This is a genomic window from Afipia massiliensis, assembly GCF_001006325.2.
Taxonomy (GTDB): domain Bacteria; phylum Pseudomonadota; class Alphaproteobacteria; order Rhizobiales; family Xanthobacteraceae; genus Afipia; species Afipia massiliensis_A.
In genome coordinates, this window is sequence record NZ_LBIA02000001.1 from 4,207,632 (window position 1) to 4,233,029 (window position 25,398).

At 59.9% G+C, this 25,398-nt stretch carries 24 protein-coding genes and 1 tRNA gene; 11 read left to right on the plus strand and 14 right to left on the minus strand.

Annotated elements, in window-relative coordinates:
* Nucleotides 1-34 precede the first annotated feature (34 nt).
* Both phnD and phnC read right to left on the minus strand, forming a co-directional pair.
* Complete coding sequence (gene phnD / locus YH63_RS20225; protein WP_046830075.1) at nucleotides 35-973, minus strand: phosphonate ABC transporter substrate-binding protein; 939 nt, start codon at nucleotides 971-973, stop codon at nucleotides 35-37.
* A 45-nt stretch (nucleotides 974-1,018) separates the two neighbouring features.
* Entirely contained in the window at nucleotides 1,019-1,828 is an 810-nt protein-coding gene (phnC, locus tag YH63_RS20230; RefSeq protein ID WP_046830076.1) for a phosphonate ABC transporter ATP-binding protein, read from the minus strand.
* 196 nt (nucleotides 1,829-2,024) lie between these two features.
* On the opposite strand from phnC, the gene YH63_RS20235 reads away from it, so the two are divergent.
* Nucleotides 2,025-3,215 (plus strand): alpha-D-ribose 1-methylphosphonate 5-triphosphate diphosphatase, encoded by a 1,191-nt coding sequence (locus tag YH63_RS20235; RefSeq protein WP_046830077.1) that lies wholly within the window; start codon nucleotides 2,025-2,027, stop codon nucleotides 3,213-3,215.
* Between the two features lie 23 nt (nucleotides 3,216-3,238).
* The gene (locus YH63_RS20240; RefSeq protein ID WP_046830078.1) at nucleotides 3,239-3,940 is read left to right on the plus strand and encodes a DUF1045 domain-containing protein; all 702 of its coding nucleotides are present in this window, start codon (nucleotides 3,239-3,241) and stop codon (nucleotides 3,938-3,940) included.
* 43 nt (nucleotides 3,941-3,983) lie between these two features.
* Here the strand turns inward: YH63_RS20240 and YH63_RS20245 are convergent, their stop codons facing one another.
* The 8 genes from YH63_RS20245 to YH63_RS20280 form a co-directional block, all read right to left on the minus strand.
* Entirely contained in the window at nucleotides 3,984-5,786 is a 1,803-nt protein-coding gene (locus YH63_RS20245; RefSeq protein ID WP_046830079.1) for an AMP-dependent synthetase/ligase, read from the minus strand.
* Nucleotides 5,787-5,804: 18 nt separating this feature from the next.
* Nucleotides 5,805-6,617, minus strand: a complete 813-nt coding sequence (locus tag YH63_RS20250; protein WP_205717127.1) for an ABC transporter ATP-binding protein — start codon at nucleotides 6,615-6,617, stop codon at nucleotides 5,805-5,807.
* A gap of 5 nt (nucleotides 6,618-6,622) precedes the next feature.
* Complete coding sequence (locus YH63_RS20255; protein ID WP_046830081.1) at nucleotides 6,623-7,801, minus strand: ABC transporter substrate-binding protein; 1,179 nt, start codon at nucleotides 7,799-7,801, stop codon at nucleotides 6,623-6,625.
* A gap of 19 nt (nucleotides 7,802-7,820) precedes the next feature.
* Nucleotides 7,821-8,861 (minus strand): branched-chain amino acid ABC transporter permease, encoded by a 1,041-nt coding sequence (locus tag YH63_RS20260; protein WP_046830082.1) that lies wholly within the window; start codon nucleotides 8,859-8,861, stop codon nucleotides 7,821-7,823.
* Nucleotides 8,861-9,739 carry a branched-chain amino acid ABC transporter permease gene (locus tag YH63_RS20265; RefSeq protein ID WP_046830083.1) on the minus strand — a complete coding sequence of 293 codons (879 nt, stop codon included), beginning with the start codon at nucleotides 9,737-9,739 and terminating at the stop codon, nucleotides 8,861-8,863. The genes YH63_RS20260 and YH63_RS20265 overlap by 1 nt, the downstream gene beginning before the upstream one ends.
* Nucleotides 9,739-10,572, minus strand: coding sequence for an ABC transporter ATP-binding protein (locus YH63_RS20270; RefSeq protein WP_046830084.1), 834 nt, complete (start codon nucleotides 10,570-10,572; stop codon nucleotides 9,739-9,741). Before YH63_RS20270 ends, YH63_RS20265 begins: the two co-directional genes overlap by 1 nt.
* 154 nt (nucleotides 10,573-10,726) lie before the next feature.
* Nucleotides 10,727-11,500 (minus strand): FadR/GntR family transcriptional regulator, encoded by a 774-nt coding sequence (locus YH63_RS20275; protein WP_046830085.1) that lies wholly within the window; start codon nucleotides 11,498-11,500, stop codon nucleotides 10,727-10,729.
* A gap of 299 nt (nucleotides 11,501-11,799) precedes the next feature.
* Nucleotides 11,800-11,873: transfer RNA gene (locus tag YH63_RS20280), tRNA-Gln, on the minus strand.
* A 428-nt stretch (nucleotides 11,874-12,301) separates the two neighbouring features.
* On the opposite strand from YH63_RS20280, the gene YH63_RS20285 reads away from it, so the two are divergent.
* From YH63_RS20285 to YH63_RS20325, 9 genes are all read left to right on the plus strand, one after another.
* Nucleotides 12,302-14,062, plus strand: a complete 1,761-nt coding sequence (locus YH63_RS20285; RefSeq protein WP_046830086.1) for an ATP-binding protein — start codon at nucleotides 12,302-12,304, stop codon at nucleotides 14,060-14,062.
* Nucleotides 14,063-14,171: 109 nt separating this feature from the next.
* Nucleotides 14,172-14,753, plus strand: coding sequence for a peroxidase-related enzyme (locus YH63_RS20290; protein ID WP_046830087.1), 582 nt, complete (start codon nucleotides 14,172-14,174; stop codon nucleotides 14,751-14,753).
* Between the two features lie 109 nt (nucleotides 14,754-14,862).
* Nucleotides 14,863-15,177 (plus strand): hypothetical protein, encoded by a 315-nt coding sequence (locus tag YH63_RS20295; RefSeq protein ID WP_046830088.1) that lies wholly within the window; start codon nucleotides 14,863-14,865, stop codon nucleotides 15,175-15,177.
* Between the two features lie 162 nt (nucleotides 15,178-15,339).
* On the plus strand, nucleotides 15,340-15,621 hold the full coding sequence (locus tag YH63_RS20300) for an acyl carrier protein (RefSeq protein ID WP_002711294.1): 282 nt from the start codon (nucleotides 15,340-15,342) through the stop codon (nucleotides 15,619-15,621).
* Nucleotides 15,622-15,632: 11 nt separating this feature from the next.
* A complete protein-coding gene (locus YH63_RS20305) occupies nucleotides 15,633-16,106 on the plus strand; it encodes a 3-hydroxyacyl-ACP dehydratase FabZ family protein (RefSeq protein WP_046830089.1) in 474 nt (157 codons plus the stop codon).
* A complete protein-coding gene (locus YH63_RS20310) occupies nucleotides 16,099-17,298 on the plus strand; it encodes a beta-ketoacyl-ACP synthase (protein WP_046830090.1) in 1,200 nt (399 codons plus the stop codon). The genes YH63_RS20305 and YH63_RS20310 overlap by 8 nt, the downstream gene beginning before the upstream one ends.
* Before the next feature lie 18 nt (nucleotides 17,299-17,316).
* Entirely contained in the window at nucleotides 17,317-18,597 is a 1,281-nt protein-coding gene (locus tag YH63_RS20315) for a beta-ketoacyl-ACP synthase (protein ID WP_046830091.1), read from the plus strand.
* A 97-nt stretch (nucleotides 18,598-18,694) separates the two neighbouring features.
* A complete protein-coding gene (locus YH63_RS20320; protein WP_046830092.1) occupies nucleotides 18,695-19,717 on the plus strand; it encodes a zinc-binding dehydrogenase in 1,023 nt (340 codons plus the stop codon).
* Nucleotides 19,717-20,649, plus strand: a complete 933-nt coding sequence (locus tag YH63_RS20325; RefSeq protein ID WP_137325258.1) for a lipid A biosynthesis lauroyl acyltransferase — start codon at nucleotides 19,717-19,719, stop codon at nucleotides 20,647-20,649. The genes YH63_RS20320 and YH63_RS20325 overlap by 1 nt, the downstream gene beginning before the upstream one ends.
* On the opposite strand, the gene YH63_RS20330 is transcribed toward YH63_RS20325, so the two are convergent.
* The 4 genes from YH63_RS20330 to YH63_RS20345 all read right to left on the minus strand — a co-directional run bounded on the left by YH63_RS20330 (nucleotide 20,650) and on the right by YH63_RS20345 (nucleotide 25,315).
* Nucleotides 20,650-21,762, minus strand: a complete 1,113-nt coding sequence (locus YH63_RS20330; protein ID WP_137325325.1) for a polyamine ABC transporter substrate-binding protein — start codon at nucleotides 21,760-21,762, stop codon at nucleotides 20,650-20,652.
* Between the two features lie 23 nt (nucleotides 21,763-21,785).
* Nucleotides 21,786-22,937 carry an aminotransferase gene (locus tag YH63_RS20335; protein WP_046830095.1) on the minus strand — a complete coding sequence of 384 codons (1,152 nt, stop codon included), beginning with the start codon at nucleotides 22,935-22,937 and terminating at the stop codon, nucleotides 21,786-21,788.
* Between the two features lie 7 nt (nucleotides 22,938-22,944).
* A complete protein-coding gene (locus tag YH63_RS20340) occupies nucleotides 22,945-23,289 on the minus strand; it encodes a rhodanese-like domain-containing protein (protein WP_046830096.1) in 345 nt (114 codons plus the stop codon).
* A 124-nt stretch (nucleotides 23,290-23,413) separates the two neighbouring features.
* Nucleotides 23,414-25,315, minus strand: a complete 1,902-nt coding sequence (locus tag YH63_RS20345; protein WP_046830097.1) for a potassium transporter Kup — start codon at nucleotides 25,313-25,315, stop codon at nucleotides 23,414-23,416.
* Nucleotides 25,316-25,398: the final 83 nt, after the last annotated feature.

Here is a 25,398-nt window from a genome sequence, read left to right on the forward strand (position 1 = left end):
CGGACCGCAAAAAGGTCCGGCCCCTCGTTCAAATTCAGGAGGCTTTCTTCTTGCGAAGGCTGTCAACGAACTTGATCAGTTCGATCATGCCATCCCAATCCTTGGTGGTCGCGGCGTTGAAGTCCTTCTTCTGTCCATCGGACAACCTGTCGAAAGCGGCCTTGTCCTTGGTCGGAGCTGCAAAGAAAGCTTTCTCAATACCGGCCTTCAGATCGGCCGGCATGTCCGTCAGGACAGCATAAGGGCCGTTCAGAATCGGAGCTGACCTGTGGACGATTCGGAAATCATCCTTCTTCATTGCCGAGCCGTCCGCGTTCTTCAGCATGCCCTTGGTCAGCATCTGCGCAAGCGTCGAATCGTTGTCGGCAGTCCACTGATTGGCAGCGACGTCGATGGTACCCTGCGAGAGCGCAAGCAACGCGTTCTCGTGGCTCCCCGTATACACTACCTTGCCGAAATACGATTCAGCGTCGGTAATCTGCATCTTGTTCAGTTCGAACCGCGGCACGTTGTTGCCCGAGGTAGAGTTCGGATCGACGAGGCCGAGGTTCTTGCCCTTCATGTCATCGATATTCTTGTAAGGGCTCTTGGCCAGCACAAAGAACATCGAGTAGTAGCCCGTGGTTCCGTCGATATTGCGGTCGTTCGCGAAAGCTTCAGTCTTGACGCCGGTCATCCGAGCGCGCGCGAACGACGCCGAACCGTAGCTCGCAATATGAATCGCGCCGGTTCGCTGACCTTCGATGACTGCTGCATAGTCGTTGGCGATACGCAAGTTCACCTTCACGCCGAGCTCCTTGCTCAGATAGGAGATGAACGGCGCCCAGCGCTCGGTCACGCCTGATGCGTTCTCCGCGGGAACCACTGCGAAAGTGAGTTCGGGATACTTGGCTTTCCATTCCTGAGCGGAAGCCGCGGTGGCGCTAAAGGCAAGCGCAGCGGCGCCGGCAATGACGGTACGACGATTGATCATGATGTCCTCTCGGTGAGTCAGGTAGGTTCGTTACAGAACAGGAAGTTACGCAGCCACATTTCCGAACGCTGGCGTCAGCTCTCCGGGCACAAAGTCCGGTGCGTCATCCATCACTTCGCCGGCCTCAAGATCGTAGAGCTCGCGCGCGATGCTGTCGGTGAGCGCTGCTGGCGCGCCGTCGAATACGATGCGGCCAGCAGACATTCCGATCAAGCGATCACAATAGGTCCTCGCCAGATCCAGCGAATGCAGGTTGCAGATCACCGTAATACCGAAATGCTTGTTGATGCGCAGCAATGCGTCCATCACGATGCGGGTGTTGCGGGGATCGAGCGATGCAATCGGCTCGTCCGCCAGAATAATGTCCGGCTGCTGGACGATCGCGCGCGCAATCGCCACGCGCTGCTGCTGTCCGCCCGAGAGCTGGTCCGCGCGCTGCGCTGCCATGGGCATCATGTCGAACTGCTCAAGCGCTGAAATCGCGACTGCCTTATCGTTCTGCGGCCAATGCTGGATCAACGATCGCCACAGCGGTACACCGGCAAGGCGTCCCATCAAAACGTTGGTGAGCACATCCAGTCGTCCAACCAGATTGAACTGCTGGAAAATCATCGCGGAACGCGCCCGCCAGCGGCGCAAATCGCGCCCCTGCAGCGCTGTCACATCGACGCCTTCGAACAGAATTCGTCCGCTGGTCGGAGTCTCCAGCCGATTGATCATCCGCAGCAGCGTTGACTTTCCGGCTCCGGAGCGGCCGATCACGCCGACAAAGCGGCCCGGCTCAATCGAGAAAGAGGCATTGTCGACGGCCGCCTTTGTGCCGAACCGGCACGTCAATCCGTCTACCTCAAGCATGCGCCGACTCCGTTTATGTAACCTCCCCCTCGCTAGCGCGCGTTTCCTACAGTTGTGTGACATGGCGACTTGCTGAGACCGATCTGCCCCGAAATCGCAAATCCTGTGATGAAAATCCCAGTGTCATTCGAGCTTCACACCACCGTCATGAAGACTCCCGATGACGTGATCTCCTTGGTTTGAAAGCAGTTGGCACATGACGGACATCTTGATCGAAGGCGGCAAGGCACTGATGGGACGCGAGCTCGTGGATGCCAACATCCACATCGCGAACGGAACAATCGCTGAAACATCGTCGCGCAGCGGCACTGCCGCCATGCGTCTCGATAGCCGCGGTCTGATCTCCCTGCCCGGAATCGTTGACATGCATGGCGACGCCTTCGAGCGCCAGATGATGCCTCGTCCCGGGGTCGACTTTCCGATCGATGTGGCTCTCGTTGATAGTGATCGTCAGGCGATCGCCAATGGCATCACAACAGTCTTTCATGCCACGACATGGTCGTGGGAGCCGGGTCTGCGCGGAACGGAGAACGCGCACCGGCTGCTCAATGCCGTAGAAACTATGCAGCCACAGCTCGCGGCCGACACCCGCTTTCACCTGCGGCAGGAGACATTCAATCTCGACGCTGAGCCCACAATCGCCGAATGGCTGACTGCCGGGCGCATCGATCTCCTTGCTTTCAATGATCACATGGACATGACCACCGCGTCGATGAGCAACCCGAAGAAGCGCGCCCGCATGGTGGAGCGCTCCGGCCTCGGCGAAACAGAATTCGACAAGCTGGTCGAACAGGTTCTGGCCCGCGCGGATAATGTTCCAGCGTCAATTGCACGGCTTGCAACCATTGGTCGCGATCACCGCGTCCCGCTGCTGTCCCACGACGACGAATCGCCCGAACAGCGCAGCGGATTCCGTGACCTGGGCATCGATATCGCTGAATTCCCGATCAACGAAGAAACAGCACGCACGGCTATCGAGGGCGGCGATTTCACCGTCTTCGGCGCTCCCAATGTAGTGCGCGGGGGCAGCCATACCGGATGGACCAGCGCCGCCGAGATGGTGAGCAAGGGCTTGTGTTCGATTCTCACGTCCGACTACTACTATCCCGCGCCCCTGCTCGCGGCGTTCCTGCTGGCTGCCGACAGTATTCTGCCGATGCCGCAGGCCTGGTCGCTGGTATCCGGAGCGCCTGCGAAGGCAACTGGACTACACGACCGTGGTCAGATCGCCGCCGGGAAACGGGCCGACATCATCCTCGTCGATGCGTGCGAGCCGCGGAGGCCGCGTGTTGTTGCAGTGATTACCGGCGGTCGTATCGTTCACCTTACCGAGCCGCAACGCATTTTATCGGGAGTTGTTGCCGCGCGAAGGGTTGAACCGGCCTGACCGGGCGGGTACTCAGGGTTTGCATGCCGCAGTATCCCCGTTACGCGATTTACTTCGTGCCTTCAGTTGCCAGCGCCCTTTATCGCTTCGGCGCCGAGCTGATTGGCTACGATGCATACACCGGTCAGCCACTGCCATTCGTCGGTGGCATTGAGACGGAAATCGAAGGCTGGAAGCCGCTCACCGCCGATCCGCGCAAGTACGGCTTTCATGCGACACTCAAGGCGCCTATATTACTCACTCTGGGCAAAACCGAGAATGAGTTGACGGCGGCAATGCAAGAGTTCGCGCAGACACCTCGCAGCATCCCGGTGATCGTGCCCACCGTCCGCAGCATCAGCAGCTTCATCGCCATCGTGCCGGACGGTCCTTGCCCCGAGCTACAAAAATTCGCGGAAGATTGCGTCACGGAATTTGATAGTTTTCGCGCACCGCTAACCAATCCAGACCGTGAGCGGCGCAATGTGTCGCCGCTCACCGACCGGCAGATCAAATATCTCGATCGCTGGGGCTATCCCTACGTGTTCGAAGAGTTTCGCTTTCACATGACGCTGGCAGGATCTCTTCCGGCAGAACGGCTTGGACCTGTTACCGAGGTTTTGCGGAAACGGTTTGCCGCGCTGGAACTGAAATCGATACCTATTGATCGGCTGGCGTTGCTTCGTCAGGACGATGCCGCGTCAGGCTTTACGCTCATCCATCATTGGCCCCTTCAGAGCGCCTGATCGTGACAGAGTGAGCGCAGGAATTCTGCGTAGGCCCAGAACGCTATCTATAAAGCCCTTCGATCTCCGAAACATACTTCTTCTGCACGTTGGAACGCCGGACCTTCATCGTCGCCGTGACTTCGTCATCGTCATGATCCAGTTCCTTCGTCAGCAGATGAAACTTCCGGATCTGCGAGACCTGTGCAAGCTGCGCATTGGCAGTGTTGATCTCAGACTGGATCAGATCACGTAGGCTTTCGTTCTCGGTGAGGTTCTTGAAGTTGGTGTAGGCGATGCCTTTTTCCTCGGCCCACTTCCCGGCGAGATCATAGTCGATCTGGATCAGCGCTGAGACATACTTGCGCGCCTCACCAATAACGATGCACTCCTTGATGAACGGGCTCGACTTCACCGTGTTCTCAATTTCTGACGGACTGAGATTCTTTCCGCCGGCCGTAATCATGATGTCCTTGAGACGGTCCACAATGCGGAAGTGGCCGTCCTTGAACTCCGCGACATCGCCGGTGTGCAGCCATCCGTCGCGGATCGACATCCTGGTCGCTTCTTCGTTGCGATAGTAACCTTCAAACACCGTATCGCCGCGAATGAGCAACTCGTTCGACTGTCCGAGCTTTGTCTCCATCCGGTCAATGCCGCTGCCCACGGTCCCCACTCGCCGGTCCGACAACACCTGCCCCAGCGCGATGCCCGAACTTTCCGTCAAACCGTAGACCTCGATCAGCGGCACGCCGATGGCGCGGAAGAAATGCACGATCGCAGGCGAGATCGGCGCGGCACCGGTCATGGCAATGCGGGTCTTTCGCAGTCCGATGAAGTTTTGCAGCGCGCGGAAGACCAGCCAGTACGACAGCACAAATTTGAGCTTCTCTGACACCGTTCGGTCGGCTGCGTTCTTCTCCGCAAACGGCTCGCAAGCAGCATAGGCCCGTTCGAACATCGCGCGCCGGATGCGCCCCGCCTCCAGCAGCTTGATATGGATCGACGAGTGCAGCTTTTCCCAAATGCGCGGCACGCCAAGGAACATGCTTGGCGCAACCTCACGCAGATCCTCCTGCACGGTCCGAATTGACTCTCCAAAATTGACCAGCGACGCCAGATACGTCGGGACCATCACTGTCGTCATCTGCTCGGCGACATGACACAGCGGCAAGTATGACAGAACGCTTGCGGATTGATCCACAACCAGCCGATCCGCGCAGCCGATCGCCTGCGCGCGAATGTTCTTGTAACTCAGCATCGCGCCTTTCGGCTTTCCAGTGGAGCCGGAGGTGTAGATGATCAGCCCGATCTGCGAGAGTTGTTGCCGATCAATAATTCCATCGATCAAAGCTGCGGGGCTGGCTTCGAAATCGGCGCCCAGCGCTTCGAGCGCATCGAACGACATCACCTGATCGGGCGGATAGTCCCTGATACCCTTGGTTTCAACGACGATGATTCGGCGCAGCTTCGGCAGTTCCTCGCGGCGTTCCAGAACCTTGTCGACCTGCTCCTGATCCTCGCAGACGATGATCTCGGATTCGGAATGCGCCAGCACATAAGCGACTTCGTTCGACGGGCTGGTCGGATAAACACCGACCGCGATCCCATCGACGATGTTTGCGCCAAGTTGCGCCAGCACCCATTCGATCCGGTTTTCGGATAAGATGGCGACATGGCCGCCCTCGTTAAGGCCGAGCGCACGAAAGCCGAGCCCGACATGACAAGCCCGCTGGTAATAGCGCTGCCAGGTCGAAGGATTCCAGATTCCGAATTCCTTTTGACGGATCGCCACGCGGTCCGGGTAGCGGCGCGCGTTTTCGCGCAGCATCTGCGGCAGCGTCAATTGGGGAAATCTGTCGCTCATGCGATCCTCATCACGACGTTAGGACAGCCAGCGCTTGCGGCGCTTGTAGTGCTTGATACCCCGAAAGCCCTTGGTCTCCGCATTTGCCGCGCCGACACCGAGATAGAATTCGCGAACATCCTGATCGCGCAACAACTGCGCCGTGGGACCATCCGTCACGATCTTTCCCGATTCCATGATGTAGCCATACGTCGACACAGCGAACGCCACAGCCGCATTCTGCTCCACAAGCAGCATCGAGACGCCCTGCTCGCGGCTGATGCGCGCGATGATGGTGAATATCTCTTCGACCAGCTTCGGCGACAGACCAAGCGACGGCTCATCGAGCAGCATCAATTCCGGCTGCGCAATGAGCGCCCGGCCGATGGCCAGCATCTGCTGCTCGCCGCCGGAGAGATAACCAGCGCGCCCGGTACGCCGCTCGAACAGGCGCGGGAAATAAGTGTAGACGAGATCGAAGGGTGTCTTCGCGCCGCTGCGACCCGACATTGCGTAAGTGGCGGCGGTCAAATTCTCCTCGACCGTGAGGTCCTCGAAAATTCGGCGGCCTTCCATCACATGGAAAAGCCCGCCCCGCACCAATTGATGCGGAGCGAGACGTGACACGGAGCGGCCCTTGAACAGAATGTCGCCCGTGGTGACCTTCCCATCCTCCAACTCAAGCAGGTTGGAGATGGCCTTGAGCGTGGTCGACTTGCCGGCCCCATTCGAGCCCAGCAAGGCGACCACCGCTCCCTTGTCGACCTTCAATGAGAGGCCGCGGAGCACCTGGACCGTCTTGTTATAGACGACCTCGATATTGTTGACGGAGAGGAGTGCTTCCGCGGTCATCGTCATTACTTCGCGATCTTGATCCAGTCGGAGACCGGCTTCATGGTCTTGTTCGCGCCGTCATACTGATAGACGCGCCCAACAGGAACGGTGTTGCCGGGAATCGAGATCGGTACGCCGATGATGCCGCCGGTGTCGAAGTCCTTGATCGAGTTCAGCGAAGCTTTCATGTTGGCCGCGGTGAGATCCTTCTTGGCGTCCAGCGTGCGCTTGGCGGCTTCGGTCATCAGCATCGCGGTCAGGAAGCCCTGCATGTAGCCGGTCGACTGATACTCTGGACGGATCTGCCGAATCTTCTCCAGCATCGGCGACTTGCCTTCCGTGTCGAAGTAATAGCGATACGGCATCACGCCCATGAAACCATCCGCGACATCGGCGGACTTCGCCCAGATCGCATTGTCCATCGACCAGAACGTGCCCATGAACTTGGTCTTGAGACCGAGCTGCTTGGCTTGACTCATGAATTCCGGCAGCGGCGCCAGAATGTAGCCGTGGAAGATGGTGTAGTCCGGATCGGCGCGGCGCAGCTTGAGCACCTCGGTCGAAACGTCAACGCTGGTCGGCGGCGTCGCGATCTTTTCAACGACCTTCAGGCCGAGTTCAGCCGCCCGCTTCTCGGTCGGTGCAATCGGATCACGTCCGAATTCCGTATCCGAATTGACCAGAGCGATTTTCGCGCCCGGCTTCGTTTTGGCGATGTACTCGAGCAGAATGCCAATCATCTCCGAATAATCCGGACCGGCGATAAACTGGTTCGGGAAGTTCTTCGGATCGTTCAATTCGGTCGCAAAGGATGCACCCGCAAGCATGATATCGCCACGGCGATTTAGCTCGGCATTGATGGTCTTCGAGAAGGCGGTGGAGTCTCCGTAATAGAGGCTTACCTTTTCCTGGCTGGTGATGCGATTGAAGACCGCCACCGAGTTATCGACCTTGTAGCCGGTGTCTTCAGCAACATATTTGACCTTGCGGCCATTGATGCCGCCGGCATCGTTCACGATCTTCACGTAATCCTGGAACGCGTTGTTCAGCGCGATGCCTGCGAAGGCAAACACACCGGTCATCGGCATTGACGCACCGATCACGATGTCGTCGGCAGCACGCGCTGGAACGTTAAGGCCTAGTGCGAGACAGCCTGCAGCTGCGTAAGACAACACCTTTCGGCGCGTTGGATAGAATCTCATGGTTGTTTCTCCCTGTGTGTCATTTCTTGAACGGCCATAGATGAAAGAAGCGTCGCACGCGGCGCCAGATTTCGGCAAGGCCCTGCGGCTCGAACAGCAGAAACCCGATAATCAGCAAGCCGAAAACGATTGTCCGGATCGGCGACAATTGCGCTGTCGCATTCGGAATGAAGGTCAGATAGGACACCGCGATCTTCAGAAATTCCGGCACCATGGTCATGAAGATCGCGCCAAGGATGGCGCCGAGAATTGTGCCCATTCCGCCGACGATGACCGCGGCAAGGAAGAATACCGAATAGATCAGCGGGAAACTTTCCGGCGTGACCACGCGGAAAAAGTACGCCCACATGCCGCCCGCAACGCCGGCGTAGAACGACGACAGCGCGAAGGAGAGCAGCTTGTATTTCAACAACGGAATACCGAGCACCTCCGCCGAGATGTCACGATCGCGAATAGCGATGAAGGCCCGGCCGATGCGGGTCCGGAACAGGTTGGCTGCGACGAACACAGCCAGCGCCGTCAGCGGCATGAACAGCCAATAAAGCTGGAACGGACGCGCGAGATCGTAACCGAACAACCGCGCGGGCGGCATGCTCAGCCCCTGCGTTCCGCCGAGAAAAGCCGGCCCGTTGGCGAATAGGAAATGCAGAATGAAGGACGCTGCGATGGTCGCAATCGCAAGATAGAGCCCCTTCACGCGAAGGCTCGGCACGCCGACAACGAGGCCGACCGCGGCCGACACGAAGCCCGCAAGGATCAGATTGATGATGAACGGCGTACCGACGCGAATTTCAAGAATAGCGACGGTGTATGCGCCGACCGACATGAAGGCCGCCTGCCCGAGGCTGACAAGGCCGGTATAACCAGTGAGGATGTTGAGGCCGGTGGTGCTGACGATGTGGATCAGGACGAGACAGGCGAGATAGATCCAGTACTGGTCCGCGATGAACGGAAACAGCGCCAGCGCCGCGAACAGCGCGACCAGCATCACGCGCTGCACGTTGGTATCGAGCAGCGCTTCTGCCTGCGCGTAGGTTTGGTGGGCCGCGCCAATACGCATCAGAGTCGCTCGATTTCAACTGTGCCGAACAATCCGTAAGGGCGGATCATCAGAGCAACCACAAGGATACTGAAGGTGACAAGCAGCTTGAATTCGCCGCCCATATAGGTGCCGACGAGCGCCTCGACGACGCCGATGGCGAGACCCGCCACCAGAGCGCCAGCAATCGAGTCGAGCCCGCCGACGATGACCGCGACCAGGACCGAGAGGCCAAACACGCCCATGGTTGGCGAAATACCGCCGATCGAACCGATCAAAATGCCCGATCCCGCAGCCGCCATACCCGCGACAATCCACGAGACCGAAAATACCGCAGGAACATTGATCCCGCAGGAAAACGCCGCGCCTTGATCGGTCGCGGTGGCGCGCAGCGCGACGCCGCCCCGCCACGTCCGGAAGACAACGAGAAACGCTGCGATCAATACCGTCGCGACCACAAAGCTCACCGCGATCTTTGGTGAGATGTATGCGCTGCCTATAAATATCGGCTTCGACGGCAGGAAGTTCGGCAAGGTGGCGGGATCACTCCCCCATACGAACTCCACAAATCCGATCAGCACCGAACTGAGACCGACAGTCACCATGAACACCGAGATCGGGCTTTCACCGAGCATCGGTCGGATCAGAATACGTTCGATAACGCCGCCGAGAATGCCGCCGCCGATCACCGTGAGAATAATCGCAAGCCAGATTGGAAGCGCAAATGCCGCGGTCATTCCGAAGAAGAAGTACGCGCACAGCATCAGCATCTCGCCGACGGCAAGATTCAGAACCTTGGTTGCCTTGTAGATCAGCACGAAGGCGATGCCGGTCAGCGCCAGCAGCGCGCCCGATCCAAGCCCAGACAACACGACCTCGAACAGGAACAGCCAATCCATCACGCTGCCCTCTCGCCCGCGATCCGCCGCGACAGATCTCCGACATCGCCGGACCCGAGATAAGCCGCGATCACGTCCGGGTTATTCTGAATCTCCGGCGGTTTTCCGGCTGCGATCACCTGACCGAAGTTCAGCACGACAACATGGTCCGAGATGTCCATGACGAGCCCCATGTCGTGCTCGACCATCAGGATGGTCACGCCCCACTCCTCCTTCACGTCGAGGATGAAGCGGGCCATGTCCTCGGTCTCTTCGCGATTCATGCCCGCCACTGGCTCATCGAGCATCAGCACGCGCGGCTGCATCGCAAGCGCGCGCGCAAGTTCGACTCGTTTGCGCAGGCCGTAGGACAGCGACGCCACCGGCTGGTCGCGGATGTGCTCCATCTCCAGAAAATCAAGCACCCGCCTCTCGATCTCGGATCGCAGCTCAAGCTCCTCGCGCCTGGCCCGCCCGAAGTACCACAGCGCGTCAAACACATTCGTCCGCATGTGTGCGTGACGGCCGAGCTTGATGTTGTCGAGCACCGTCATGCCGCGAAACAGCGCGATGTTCTGAAACGTGCGGGCCAGACCGATTTTGGCCCGCGCCGGCGGATGCAATTTGCTAATGTCGTTGCCGTCGAATTCGATCGCGCCGGCCGACGGGCGGTAGAAGCCGGAGATGCAGTTGAACAGCGACGTCTTGCCCGCGCCGTTCGGGCCGATCACGGCCGTGATCGATCCCGGGGCGACGGAAAACGAAACATCGGACAGCGCCTTCAATCCGCCGAACGCAAGCGACAGATGGCTGACGGCTAAACCTGCGGAGGACGACGATGTCTGACTGCTCATCGTCGTGCGCCGAACTGCGCCGGGGACGCGGCGATTACCGCCGGCCTGCCAGTCTCCAAACGGCGTGAATCAATCGAACTCAACTGACGCTCCCCCCTTTTTTGGCTTGCCCGGCGGTTGACCCGCTCTTTTGGCTGTTCTCTCGCTTCGGTGCCTATCGCTTGCGGCCCACCAAGGCATGTTCCATGTACATTCGCTCGACCGGCCGATCGAGCGAGTTACCCGCGCGCTCAAAGCCTCTCCGCCAGTCTTCAACGTGCCGCCGCATCCATACTTTCCCCGCTTCCTTGTCGCGTCTACGGATCGCGTCGAGCAGGTGATGGTGCGCGACGATGAGGCGCGGCATGCCTTCGGCCACGTTGCGGACCACCATCTCCGTGGTGGGAAAAAACAGCAGACCTGCCGGTTCTCGCGCGAGCTGCAACACGCGGTTATGGGAGGCCTTCGCAATCAGGATGTGAAACTCCGCATCCAGTTCAGCGAATGCGGCATGATTTGCGATGGCCTGCTCGGTCTTCTCGATGTTCGCCGCGATCTCGGCAATGTCGTCATCTGTCGCATGATCGACAGCATATTCGATCGCGGCAATCTCGAGGATCATCGCGGTTTCATACAATTCCCGAAATGTCACTTCGTGCAGCACAAGCGCCCGGCTCAACCGGCTGGCAAGCTTGTTGTAGCGCGGCAGGCACGCATACAGGCGGCGGCTGGAATCGCGCCGGATCAATCCGCTTTCTTCGAGCACCCGAATGCCTTCGCGGACCGTGGAACGATTCACACCAAACTGCTGGACGAGTTCAGATTCCGTTCCGATCGGATCGTCAGGCTTGATGCGGCCATTGACGATTTCACGCTCAATCGCGTCCGCCACCTTTTGATAGGCCGGCGCTACTTCGATACGCGCAAAATTCGGGACCACGGACGACATAGCGTCTCATCGTTGTTTGTCGGACAAAGGCTATGGGCGAAATCTTTCTCGGTCAATGGCCTGAAAACAGCGCCTGCAACGAAATTTTGGGGTGCATCGCACAAGATTCTGCGCCCAATGTCACTTTGTCCGACAAGCCATTGCATGATGGCGGCGGCCAACGACGAGGCAGGATCAATTGATCAAGGCATCAGCAGACGCGCCCGCTCGTTGTGGGCGGCCCAGTGATCAGGGTTTAGGTTGTTTGCAATTTTGCGGTGCCAAGAACGTCGAGCGACTGCAATCGGTGTTCTGAAGGCTGGCTGGGGAACTAGGATTCGAACCTAGACAAACAGAGTCAGAGTCTGTTGTGCTACCGTTACACCATTCCCCAATCGATCGCGGACCTGATCTTGCACGGTGAAGCACCGTTCGGATCGCTGTCCAAATCAGCAAATCGATGTCGCGCGCTGGATATAGAGCGGTGCTGCGCCGCGGTCTACCCCTGCCTTGCCCTGTCCACCAGCGACGCTCAAAAAACCACCCACCCGGCGCCTCAACCGGGCTGGAAGATCATCCATTAGTCCAAGGTGAACAAAGGCTTAACGCCAGGGAAATCCGCCGGCGGGCTCTCGTCAACCAATATCAAAATACCCCTTCAACTTCGGGACCTTAGCCGACGGGTAAATCTCAGCGGTTGTACCGACATATGGGCACCACCTCGCAGAACCGCGCAAAGTCACCAGGGGCATTTAACAATTCCTGCAACAAGCCTTTGTACAGTCGAGGAAATTCAGCAGTTCAGACAGGCCATATCGCTCTATGTTGACTTCACCGCAGCCAGCCTCGCTCGGGCGCGTCATTTCGGTACGCGGCTCACAAGCGCGAGTCGGCCTTGTGACGACGAGCCAGATCAACGACGCGAATGTCCGCGCCACGGTCGGCCAGTTCTTCGGCATCCGCACCGCCACGACCATCATCGTTGCGATGATCACCGAGGTGAGCCGCGAAAACCTGCCGCCCACCGACAACTACATCGCAATTGCCTCTGTCGACCTGCTGGGCGAGATCGCCGCCGGCCCTTCCGGCCGGTTCCAGCGCGGCGTCACGAGCTATCCGACCATCGGCGATCTGGTGGACGTGTTGACTAACCAGCAATTGCGGACGGTGTACGCGCCATCGAAAGCCGAGCAGATCAATATCGGTACGCTGCAGCAGGATCCGTCCGTCATCGCCTATGTTGATGTCGAGGATATGCTGAGCAAGCATTTCGCCGTACTCGGCTCCACCGGCGTCGGCAAGTCCAGCGGCGTTTCGCTGCTGCTGAACGAGATTCTCCGCGTAAGGCCGAACCTGCGCGTGTTCCTGCTCGACGTGCACAACGAATATGGCCGCTGTTTTGGGGACAAATCGCTGGTTCTCAATCCGCGAAACCTCAAGCTGCCGTTCTGGCTTTTCAATTTCGAAGAGTTCGTGGACGTGATCTTCGGCGGACGCCCTGGCGTTCCCGAAGAGCTCGAAGTCCTCGTTGAACTCATCCCGGTCGCGAAGGCGACCTACACGCAATATCAGAACACGGACCGCGTCGGACTGAAGCGTGTCGATGCCAAGACCGTCGGCTACACCGCCGATACACCGGTGCCCTATCGTCTGGTCGATCTGATTTCGTTGATTGATGAGCGCATGGGCAAGCTGGAAAACCGCTCCTCGCGCATCGTCTATCACAAGCTGATTTCGCGCATCGAGACCGTCAAAAACGATCCGCGCTACGCCTTCATGTTCGAAAACGCCAATGTCGGCGGCGACACGATGGCGGAAGTCATCAGCCACTTGTTCCGGATGCCCGCCAATGGCCGGCCCATGACCGTCATGCAGCTCGCAGGCTTTCCAGCGGAGGTCGTGGACTCCGTTGTATCCGTACTCTGCCGCATGGCGTTTGATTTCGGCTTGTGGAGCGACGGCGCTTCGCCGCTGCTGTTCGTCTGCGAGGAAGCGCACCGCTACGCGTCCGCCGATCGCGGCGTCGGTTTCGGGCCGACACGCAAGGCCGTCTCGCGTATCGCCAAGGAAGGCCGCAAATACGGCGTCTACCTTGCGCTGGTTACGCAGCGCCCGGCGGAACTGGATGCCACGATCATTTCCCAATGCAACACGCTGTTTGCGATGCGCCTTGCAAACGAACGGGACCAGATGCTGTTACGCTCCGCTGTCTCCGATGCTGCAGCGAATCTGCTGTCGTTTGTCCCGTCGCTGGGAACCCGCGAAGTGCTGGCGTTCGGCGAAGGCGTTGCTTTGCCAACCCGGCTCCGCTTCAAGGAAGTCCCTGTGCACCAGTTGCCGCGCAGCGAAGCGACCATCGCGACGACGCCTTCGGCGCTCAGCGGTCACGACATTTCCTTCGTCAGTTCAGTGTTGGAGCGCTGGCGCGGCGCGACTTCGCATCGCGAGACGCCAAACGATCCGACGTTCGATCGCGGCGGCATGGATCGGCCTATTCCGCGCGCACCGGAAGCGCCGATGCTGCAACCGTCGCTAGGTCTCGATCCCGACCGCTTCTCGCTGCTGAAAAAGCCCCTTCGCTGATCACTACGCGCCGCGTGGGACTGCCTTGCATCGGCGGACGCTTTGCGCCGGTGCCTTCCTCGACTATGGTCCCTGCAGACACTCCTACCGCCTGCATCGGATCATCAGCATGACCACACCGTCCATCAGCCGCTTTCCTGTTCCTGCGCTGAACGCGCTGCCGGATGATATCCGGACGCGCATTCTCGGTGTGCAGGAGAAGTCGGGTTTCGTGCCGAACGTGTTCCTCGCGCTGGCCTACCGGCCCGACGAGTTCAGGGCATTTTTCGCCTACAACGACGCGCTGATGGAAAAAGACGGCGGACTGAGCAAGACCGAGCGTGAAATGATTGTGGTCGCGACCAGCGCGGCCAACCAGTGCCATTACTGTGTCGTCTCGCACGGAGCGGTGCTGCGGATTCGCGCGAAGAATCCTCTGATCGCCGATCAGATTGCCAACAACTACCGCAAGGCCGACATCACACCGCGCCAGCGCGCGATGCTGGATTTCGCTGTCAAGGTTTGCCTGGAATCACAAAAGACGTCGCCGCAGGATTTTGAGATATTGCGCGGCCACGGTTTTAGCGACAACGATATCTGGGACATCGCGGCGATTGCCGCATTCTTTGCGCTGTCGAACCGCATGGCGAGCGTCACAGACATGCGCCCGAACGATGAATTCTATATGATGGGCCGCGTACCGAAGGCGTAACGCGCCCGGTTCCCGGCTATCCTTTTTGACATCCCAGCATTACGCTGGTGTCCGAAGACACACTTGCTCGGCGGGCTAATATGTTCGCGTTGATTTGGGACCGTTACCGATGACTGACGGCGAGCATCGCGTACTGAAATTCCGTCCGCGTACGCATACACCGCTACCGGCGGTTCAACGGTCGGGGAAACTCGCGCCTGACCTGTCCCGGTATGAGCAAGCTGACGAAAGCCCGGATGACTATCGTCACCGCATGATCGCGAACGCCGCTGCCATCGCATTCACGGCGGTACTGACCGGCGTCGGTATCTGGCTGGCGATGGCTCTCGCCGATCTGCGCAACACGCAGGATTGTGTCCTGATGGGTCGGCGGGACTGCGCGCAGATTTCGGCGCAGAGAATCGATCCGATTCGCCACAATTAGGCTTGGAAACCGGTCCTTCTTCGCCCGTGCTGCGCCATTGAACTCGGATCATGGCTCCGATATACGGGGTTTCAACCCGTCCCGAGGGGAACGCGGCACGGTTTCAAGCCAGCGTCCCGCGCCAAGAAATGGCATTTATCTCAAAAATCTCAAAGGTTTAGCATGTCGTCTACATTCGATCAGGTCGCCACGATCATTGCGGAAACGTGCGACATTCCACGCGACACGATCACCCCGGAAAGCCACGCAATCGACGATCTGGGCATCGACAGCCTCGACTTCCTCGACATCGCTTTCGCCATCGACAAGGCGTTCGGCATCAAGCTGCCGCTGGAGAAGTGGACGCAGGAGGTCAACGACGGCAAGGCCACGACCGAGCAGTACTTTGTCCTGAAGAACCTCAGCGCGCGCATCGACGAATTGGTCGCCGCCAAGGGCGCCTGACGCGCCCCGCCATGCAGCTCGAATACTTCCAGATGGTTGACCGCATTACCGATCTCGACGTCGGTAAGCGGACGATTACGGTCGAGTCGCAGGTTCCTGAGACCAGCACTGTCTTCGAGGGGCATTTCCCCGGCTATCCACTGATGCCGGGCGTGCTGCTGACCGAAGCCATGGCGCAGACCTCGGGCTGGCTTCTGATCGCGCTTCTGAAGTTCGAACGCATGCCGTTTCTTGCCAGCGTCAAGGAAGCGAAGATGCGCGACTTCGTGAGGCCCGGCGAACTGCTGACGATCGATGCAAGTCTGGTTCATGATGGCTCGGGCTACGCTGTCACCGACGCCAGGGTCCGCGTTGACGGTAAGCTGAAGTGCAATGCGACGCTGACTTTCCGTCACACACCGTTTCCACATCCCGATTTGCGAGTACACATGGAAGCGGTGGCGAAGCGGATCGGCTTTCCTGAACAGGTAATCGCTCATGGCTGAGACCCCTTCATCGCCCGGCGGCCCGCGCGAAGCCTGGATCACGGGTATCGGCCTTGCGACGTCGCTCGGCGAAGGCCTCGACGCGCACTGGGACGCGTTGAACGCCAAGACAGTTAATGTCGACGAGACGACATTCGCTCCTTACGTCGTCCATCCCATGACGAAGCTGGTCTTCGATGCGCAGATCCCGAAGAAGGGCGACCAACGCCAGATGGAAGCGTGGCAGCGGATTGGCACTTATGCAGCCGGTCTCGCGCTCGACTCCGCCGGTATCAAGGGTAATGCCGACATTCTCTCGCGCATGGATATGATCGTCGCTGCCGGTGGCGGCGAACGCGATCTCGCCGTGGATTCCTCGATCATCAATGCCGATGTTCAAGGCAATGCCGCGCCCGGATTTTTCAACGAACGCCTGATGAACGATCTGCGCCCCACTCTGTTTCTGGCGCAACTGTCCAACCTGCTCGCCGGCAACATCTCGATCGTCCATGGCGTCACCGGATCGTCCCGCACATTCATGGGCGAGGAAGCTGCGGGCGTCGATGCCGCGCGCATTGCGCTGGCGCGGATCGCTTCAGGTCAAAGCGACATCGCCCTTGTCGGCGCCGCACAGAACAGCGAGCGCAAGGAAATGCTGATGCTCTATGAGTTCGGCGATTTCAATATGAAGAACAAATTCAAGCCGGTCTGGGAGCGCGACAACGGCTTCGCGCTCGGCTCCGGCGGCGTGTTCCTCGTCATCGAGTCCAAGGAACACGCGCAGGCGCGCGGCGCCAAGCCCTACGCCAAGCTCACGAACGTCATTGCTGATCGCGCCAAGCGTAAGACTGCCGGCGATGTGACCGCAATACTCGACGGCCTGTGGTCGAGAATTGGAACTGTCGGCCAGGACAGCGCAATCATCACCGGCGCGACCGGCGCTTCCCCCGTCACCGCCGAGGAGCGCGCATTCCTGGCCAAGCATCGCGACACCCCGGCACGCGCGACCGGCACTGCATTCGGGCATGCCGTGGAGGCGCAGTTTGCACTCGGGATCGCACTCGCCGCCCTGTCGATTTCGCGAGGCGCGCTGTTTCCGGCGAACGATACCGCCGGTGTCGAGATTGAAATGACGAAGCCGCCGTCCCAGATTGTTGTGATCGGGGCGGGACACTGGCGCGGCGAAGGCATGGCGCTGGTCGAAGCGGTATAAGCCACATATGAGGGCACGATGACATCGACTCGCGACAAGTTCGGACGGCCTATTGTCGTCGTCACCGGCATGGGTGTCGTCACATCCCTCGGCGCAGGCAAATCCGATAACTGGACCAAGCTCACGGCTGGCGAATCCGGTATCCGAACCATCACGCGTTTCCCCACCGACGGTCTCAAGACCACGATGGCAGGCACGATCGATTTCATTCCGGTCGAGCCGTTCTCGTCGACGGTACTGTCCGAGCGTCTTGCCGACGTCGCGACCGAAGAGGCCGTTGCGCAGGCCGGAATCGGCGCCAAGGGCGACTTCCCCGGTCCGCTGTTTCTGGCCGTTGCACCGGTCGAACTCGAATGGCAGCCGCGGCAGGACATTGCCCGCGCCACCGGCATGAACTCCGGCATTGACTACGATGCGCTGCTGAAAGCCAGCGGCGGCGGACGCTTCACCAATCTGCATCGCCGATTCATCTTCGGCTCCGTCGCCGATCATCTGGCCGACACCTTCGGCACCAAGGGCTCTCCCATTTCGCTGTCCACCGCCTGCGCATCGGGCGCGACCGCGATCCAGCTCGGCGTTGAGGCGATCCGCCGCGGCGAAACCGACGCAGCGCTGTGCGTCGCAACCGATGGCTCGGTCAACGCGGAAGCCTTGATCCGCTTCTCGCTGCTATCTGCTCTTTCTACCCACAATGATCCGCCGCACGCGGCGGCGCGCCCCTTCTCCAAGAACCGCGACGGTTTCGTCATGGCTGAAGGCGCTGGCGCACTGGTGCTTGAAAGTCTGGAAGCGGCAACTGCGCGCGGCGCGAAAATCCTCGGCGTGGTCGCGGGCTGCGGCGAACTCGCCGACTCGTTCCATCGCACCCGCTCTAGCCCCGACGGCAAACCAATCGTCGGCTGCGTGCGCAATGCACTGGCCGACGCGGGTGTCAGTATCGAGCAGATCGACTACATCAACGCGCACGGCACCGGTACGCCCGAGAACGACAAGATGGAATATCTCGGCATCTCGATGGTGTTCGGCGAGCGCGCCAAGGAAATCCCGGTATCGTCCAACAAGTCGATGGTCGGGCATACCCTCTCGGCCGCCGGCGCGGTGGAGGCAGTAGTCTCGCTGCTCACCCTTGAGCACCAGCGCATCCCGCCGACGATCAATTATGACGTGCCCGATCCTGCGATCCCGTTCGACGTGGTGCCTAACACGGCCCGCGACGCGCGCGTCAGCGCGGTGATGTCGAATTCATTCGGCTTCGGCGGCCAGAACGCCTCCCTGATCCTAACCCGCGAGCCGATCTAACAGCCACGGACGCGGGTTTCGGCGGTTGACGGCCTTCGCCGAACCGGCGATACGCAGCCCAACAGTCCACAATCCTTCGTGCCGGAGACGCGATATTATGCGTGCGCTCAGTCTTGTTGCCGACCGCCAGCTGGTGGTCGCGGATACGCCGCCTCCCCCGCCGCCCGGCGCGGGCGAGGTGCAAATCCGCGTCAAGGCCGTCGCCCTCAACCACATTGACGTCTGGGGTTATCGCGGCATGGCTTTCGCCAAACGCAAGCTCCCGCTCGTGGTCGGCGCAGAAGCGTCCGGCGAAATCGCAGCTATTGGCGGAGGCGTGACGCGCTTCAAACCGGGTCAGAGCGTCGTGATGTACGGCGCGCTGACCTGCGGCACCTGCCCCGCATGCCAGGCCGGCCGCGATAACCTCTGCGAAAACGTCGCCGGCATCATGGGATTCCATGTCGACGGCTTTGCCCGCGAATTGATGAACCTCAACGAACGGCTGGTCATCCCGGTGCCGGACGGCGTGTCCGACCGTGACGCCGCCTGCGCGCCGATCGCGTTCTCGACCGTTCAGCACATGCTGTTCGACAATGCCAAACTGCTGCCGGGTGAAAGCGTGCTGGTGCATGCCGGCGGCTCCGGCATCGGCACGGTCGCGATCATGATGGCCAAAGCGATCGGCTGTACCGTCATCACCACCGTGGGCGACGATTCCAAGATCGATGGCGTGAAGAAGCTCGGCGCCGATCACGTCATCAATTATCGCAAGGATCGCTTTGAACACGAAACCCGCAAGATCACCAAGAAGAAGGGTGTCGATGTCGTATTCGAGCACGTCGGCGCGGACACCTTCAACGGTTCGCTGCTGGTTCTGAAGCGTGGCGGACGGCTGGTGACCTGTGGTTCGACCTCGGGGCCGACCACCACCATCAACCTGATGCAACTGTTCCAGCAGCAATACCGCATCTTCGGATCGTTCGGGGCCACCATGCGCAACATCACCGAGAGCCTCGACAAGATGGCTCAAGGCATGAAGCCGGTGATCGACACCGAAGTGCCGATCGAAGATGTCGCCCCCGCGCTCAAGCGGATGGAAAGCCGACAGGTGTTCGGCAAAATCGTCGTCACGTTCTGATGCGTCGCTTGCTCCTCCGCACAAGAGCCATCCTGCGCGATGCGCTGAAGCCTGTGACGGGAGCGATCCTGGGCGCGATTGCGGTCGGCTTGCTACGTGTGACTCGCTATTTCGATCCGGACCGCACCGCGAACTTCTTCGCATTGGTGACACGTGCCGTTGGTCCCTGGCTGCCCGAGCACAAGATCGGTCGCGCCAACCTGATCGCCGCATTTCCGGACAAGCCGCCTGCCGAGGTCGACGCCATTCTCATGGGCGTCTGGGACAATCTCGGCCGGGTCGGCGCGGAGTTCGCACATCTCGATCACATCTGGAACCTCGATCCCAATCATCCAGATAAGGGCCGCATCGAATTGGCCCCCGACGCGACGGCGAAGTTCGAAGCGCTGCGCGATGACGGTAAGGGTGCGCTGGTGTTCGCGAGCCATCTCGCCAACTGGGAACTGCCGGCGCTCGCAGGCCCGGCCTACGGACTAGAATCGGCGGTGCTGTTTCGCCGGCCCAACATCGCCGCGGTGGACCGCGCGATCCAGGAGATCCGCTCCGTCAACATGGGCACGATGATCGCGACCACGCACGATGCGCCGCTGCGGCTGGCGCAGGCGCTGCAGAAGGGCGTGCATGTCGGCATGCTGGTTGATCAGCATTTCGGGCGCGGTGTCGATGTCACGTTCTTTGGCCGCGTCACCAAGGCCAATCCCTTGCTCGCGCGTCTTGCGCGACAGGTCGAAGTCCCGATTCATGGCGTGCGCATCGTCCGGCTGCCGAACCACCGCTTCCGCGCCGAAATATCCGACGAGGTGAAGCCGGTACGTGACGCCGATGGCAAGGTCGATGTGCAAGCCACGACGCAGGCGATCACCACGGTGCTCGAGGGATGGATTCGCGAACATCCCGAGCAATGGCTCTGGCTCCACCGCCGCTGGCGGTAATCACCGCCCGGTCTTCACCCGCGTCCACAAGCGATTGATGATGCGCTGGGTGGCAGGACCGCGTGCCGTGATCACGAACAAACGGCTCAGCGTCGCCTCGTCCGGGTAGATCGTCTTGTCGTTGTAGATCTTCGGATCGATCAACTTCTGGCTGGCAAGATTCCCGCTCGCATAAGACAGGAAGTCCGAATTCTTTGCGGCGACATCAGGCCGATAGAGATAATTGATAAGCTCATGGGCCTCGGCGACGTTCCGCGCGTCCGCCGGAATGGCGAAGTTGTCGAAGAACATCTGCGCGCCCTCCTTGGGAAGTGCATATCCGATCTCGACACCGTTCTTGGCTTCCGCCGCGCGGCTTTGAGCCTGCTTGATATCGCCCGACCAGCCGACCACGAAGCAGATTTCGCCCGTGGCAAGCGCGTTCAGATACTCCGACGAATGAAACTTGCGCACATAGGGCCGCACCTTGCCGACCAGTTCTGCTGCTTTATCGAGATCGGCCTGCTTCGCCGTGTTCGGATCAAGACCAAGATAATTCAGCGCCGCCGGCAGAATATCGTCAACGGAATCCAGCATGTGGATTCCGCAATCCTTGAACTTGGCAAGATTCTCGGGCTTGAACACGATGGACCAGGAATTCATCGCTGAATCGATCTTCGCGTCCGCGCCGAGAATCTCCTGAACCTTCTTGACGTTGTAACCGATGCCCGTGGTGCCCCACATGTAGTTAGCCGCGAAGGCGTTGCCGGGATCGTAAACTGCAAGGCGCTTGGTCACCTCAGGCCAGGCATTGGCGAGATTAGGCAGCTTCGACTTGTCGAGCTTCTGGAAAATATTGGCCGCGATCTGGCGCTGCAGAAAGTAGGCCGTCGGCACCACCACGTCGTAGCCGGACTTTCCGGCCAGCAACCGGGTCTCAAGAGTCTCGTTGGCATCGAACGTGTCGTAGGTAACCTTGATGCCGGTTTCCTTGGTGAACTGTTCGAGGACGCCGGGCGCCATGTAGTTCGACCAGTTGTAGAAATTCACACTGCGCTGCTGCGCCTGCGCCAATGACGCCGAAGCCACAAGGGCAACTGAGAAGACTGTTGCGAGGGGCAATCCCCTCTTCATGCCAGCGGACACCGGATTTCCCCTCAACCGTGAAGAACGTGCGTGAGCCGTTCCAGCGCCGTGTCGAGCGTTGCGTCCTTCTTCGAGAAACAGAACCGCACCACCGAAGTGACATGGTTCTCTTCATAGAAGGCCGACACCGGGATAGCAGCAACCTTGTGCTCGTGCACGATACGCTTGCAGAAAGCCACGTCGCTTTCATTCAACCCAAGCGGCGCGAGATCGACATTGAGAAAATAAGTCCCCTGCGATTGCAGCACCGGGAAACCAAGGCTGGTCAAGCCTTTGCTCAAGCGATCGCGGCTCCGTGCAAGATCGGCGCGCATCTGCAGGAAGTAATCGTCAGATTTGCCAAGACCATAAGCGACCGCGACCTGAAGATTGGGCGGGGTCGTGAAGGTGATGAACTGATGCGCCTTGGCAAGTACGCGCAGGATATGCGGCGCGGCGCAGACGAAACCGATTTTCCAGCCGGTCAATCCGAACATCTTGCCGGCGGACCCGATCTTCACGGTGCGATCGCGCATTCCCGGAATCGCAATCAGCGGAATGTGCTCGCGGCCGTCGAACACCACATGCTCCCAAACCTCATCGCAGATAGCGATCAGGTTGTATTCCTGACAAATCCGCCCGAGCATCTCGAGGTCCTCGCGCGGATAGACCACGGCCGCCGGATTGAGCGGATTGTTGAGCATCACGTAACGCGTCCTGGGGGTGATCGCGGCACGGATCGCCTCTTCCGGCAGGCGCCAGTGCGGGGGCTCAAGTCGTAGGAACTTGGGAGTGCCGCCGGCGAGCCGGATGATCGGCACATAGGAATCGTACATCGGCTGGAAAACCAGCACCTCGTCGCCGGGCTGAACCAATCCGAGGATCGATCCCGTCAAAGCTTCGGTGGCGCCCGAGGTCACCATCACCTCGCTCATCGGATCGAGTTGTACGCCGTGCCAGTGCGCGTAGTGGGTGGCGATGGCCTGGCGCAGTTCCGGTATCCCCATCATCGAGGGATACTGGTTGTAGCCGTTCAGGACGGCATCCGCGGCCTTCTCCCGGATGTCGAGCGGGCCCGGATCGTCCGGAAAGCCCTGGCCCAGATTGATCGCGTTGAGATCGCGGGCGGCCTGCGACATGACGTCGAAGATGGTATTCGGCAGGTCCGCGAAAATCTTGTTCATCGGAAGATCAGCCGCCGGTTTTGGACGGCAGCCCGGCAGCCTTCCACGCCAACATGCCACCTGCGAGGTGCGAGTCATAAGGCTTGCCGCTGGCTTGTGCAGCCAGCGATGCAGTCACCGAACGCTTGCCGGAGCGGCAGGCAAAAACCACTGTTTTGCCCTGCGGGTCGGGAATTTCCGCCGGATCGAAGGTCGAAAGCGGCAGAACCACCGCGTCCGGATAAGCCTCGACGGCAACTTCATTCGGTTCACGCACGTCGATCAGGAGATAGCGCCCCTGCGCAATGCCCGCAGCAACCTCTTCCGCCGTCAGATCGTGAACTTTTTCAGCCTGTGACACATCAACCTCCACCGGGGGCAATCCGAAAAGCGGTCGCAGCTTTTCGAAAAATCACGCCCCGAGATTACGCGCGAACGGCGCACAACCTCTCTTTTTGCAGCAAGAAAATCAAGCGCGGCAGACCGCCGATTGTCCCTTAAATGGTGACCTGCGTACCGACTTCCACCACCCGCCCTGTCGGGATCTGGAAATAGTCGGTGGCGTCGTTCGCCGACCGGCTCAAGGCGATGAACAGATGGTCCTGCCACTGCGGCATGCCGGATTGCGCCGCTGGCTTTAGCGAGCGCCGCGACACGAAGAACGACGTCGACATGATGTCGAATTGCCAGCCGAGCTTGCGGGCAACTGCCAGCGCCTTTGGCACGTTCGGCGATTCCATAAAGCCGAACGACAACCGAACGGTGGAGAATTTGTCGCTGATCTTCGCCATCCGCACACGATCCGCCAGATCGACACGCGGCGTTTCGGCTGTGTGGATGGTCAGGATCACATTGTGTTCGTGGAGAACCTTGTTGTGCTTCAGGTTATGCAGCAATGCGGTCGGCACGTATTCGGGATCGCTGGTCAGAAATACCGCCGTGCCCTTGACGATATGCGGCGGGCGTTTCTCCAGGCTCTTGATGAGATCGAGTAACGGGACCTCGGTGCGCCGGGTCTTGTTGGTCAGAATCGCGGCGCCACGGCGCCATGTCCAGATCAGACCGGCCATCAAGACTCCGAACAGCACCGGTACCCATGCGCCCTGCAACAGTTTTAGGAGGTTCGCGGCCAGGAATGTCAGATCGACAATCACCAACGGCACGATTAGCGCTGCCGCCGTCGCGGCTCGCCAGTTCCAAACCTTCCAGATCACGACGAAGCACATGATGCCGTCGCAGACCATTGTCGTCGACACCGCGATCCCGTAGGCCGATGCCAGATTGCTTGAGGTGCGGAACAGCCCGACCAACAGCAAGACACCGATCAGCAGCATGATGTTGACCCGCGGCAGATATATCTGTCCCGCATGGGTCTCCGATGTGTAACGAACCTCGAACCGCGGCAGCAGGCCGAGTTGAATCGCCTGCCGCACAAGCGAAAACGCGCCGGTGATGACAGCCTGACTCGCGATCACGGTGGCCGCCGTGGCAAGACAAATCAGCGGCACCAGGAATGTTTCCGGCACCATGCGATAGAATGGATTTTCGATAGCGCCTGGATTCGCCAGAACCAACGCGCCTTGTCCGAAATAATTCAGCAGCAGGCACGGCAGCACGAAATAGAACCACGCCGCCTGAATCGGTTTGCGTCCAAAATGCCCGAGGTCGGCGTAGAGCGCCTCGCCGCCTGTGACCGCGAGGAATACCGCGCCGAGAATCACCAGCCCGATCACGCCGTGGGTCAGCAGGAAACTAACGGCGTGCCAGGGATTGATCGCATAAACCACTGTGGGATCGTCGCTGATGTGCATCAGGCCCATGACACCCAGCGTCAGAAACCAGATAATCATCACCGGGCCAAAAGCGCTGGCGACCATCGCCGTTCCCCTGCTTTGCACCGCGAACAGACAGATGAGGATGACAATAGCGAGCGGGACGACAAAGTGCTCGAGAGCAGGCGCTGCGATCTTCAAGCCTTCGACCGCGGAGAGCACCGAAATAGCCGGCGTGATCATCGCGTCACCGAGGAACATCGATCCGCCAATCACACCAAGGGCGAGGAGCAGCCAACTGCGCCGCCCCAGCGCTCGCTGGCCGAGAGCCATCAGAGAGAGCGTGCCGCCTTCGCCGTTGTTGTCGGCGCGCAGCAGGAGCAGCACATACTTGATGGTGACGACAACAATCAGAGACCACAGGATCAGCGACAGCACGCCAAGCACGATCTCACGGGAGACGGGACCACCATGCGCCGCGTTATGGACCGCCTCGCGAAAGGCGTACAACGGCGACGTACCGATGTCGCCGAACACCACCCCGACACTTCCGAGAGTGAGGGCCCAAAAGCCGGTGGTTACCGGCACCTCTTGGGGCGTATCGGCAGATGAGTCGCTGGCAGCCATGATCGAGGGAACGCCCTGACGGTGTCATTGATCCCGGCAAGCCCGGAGATCACTTTGGAGTGGCGCTTCTTATATCACTACCA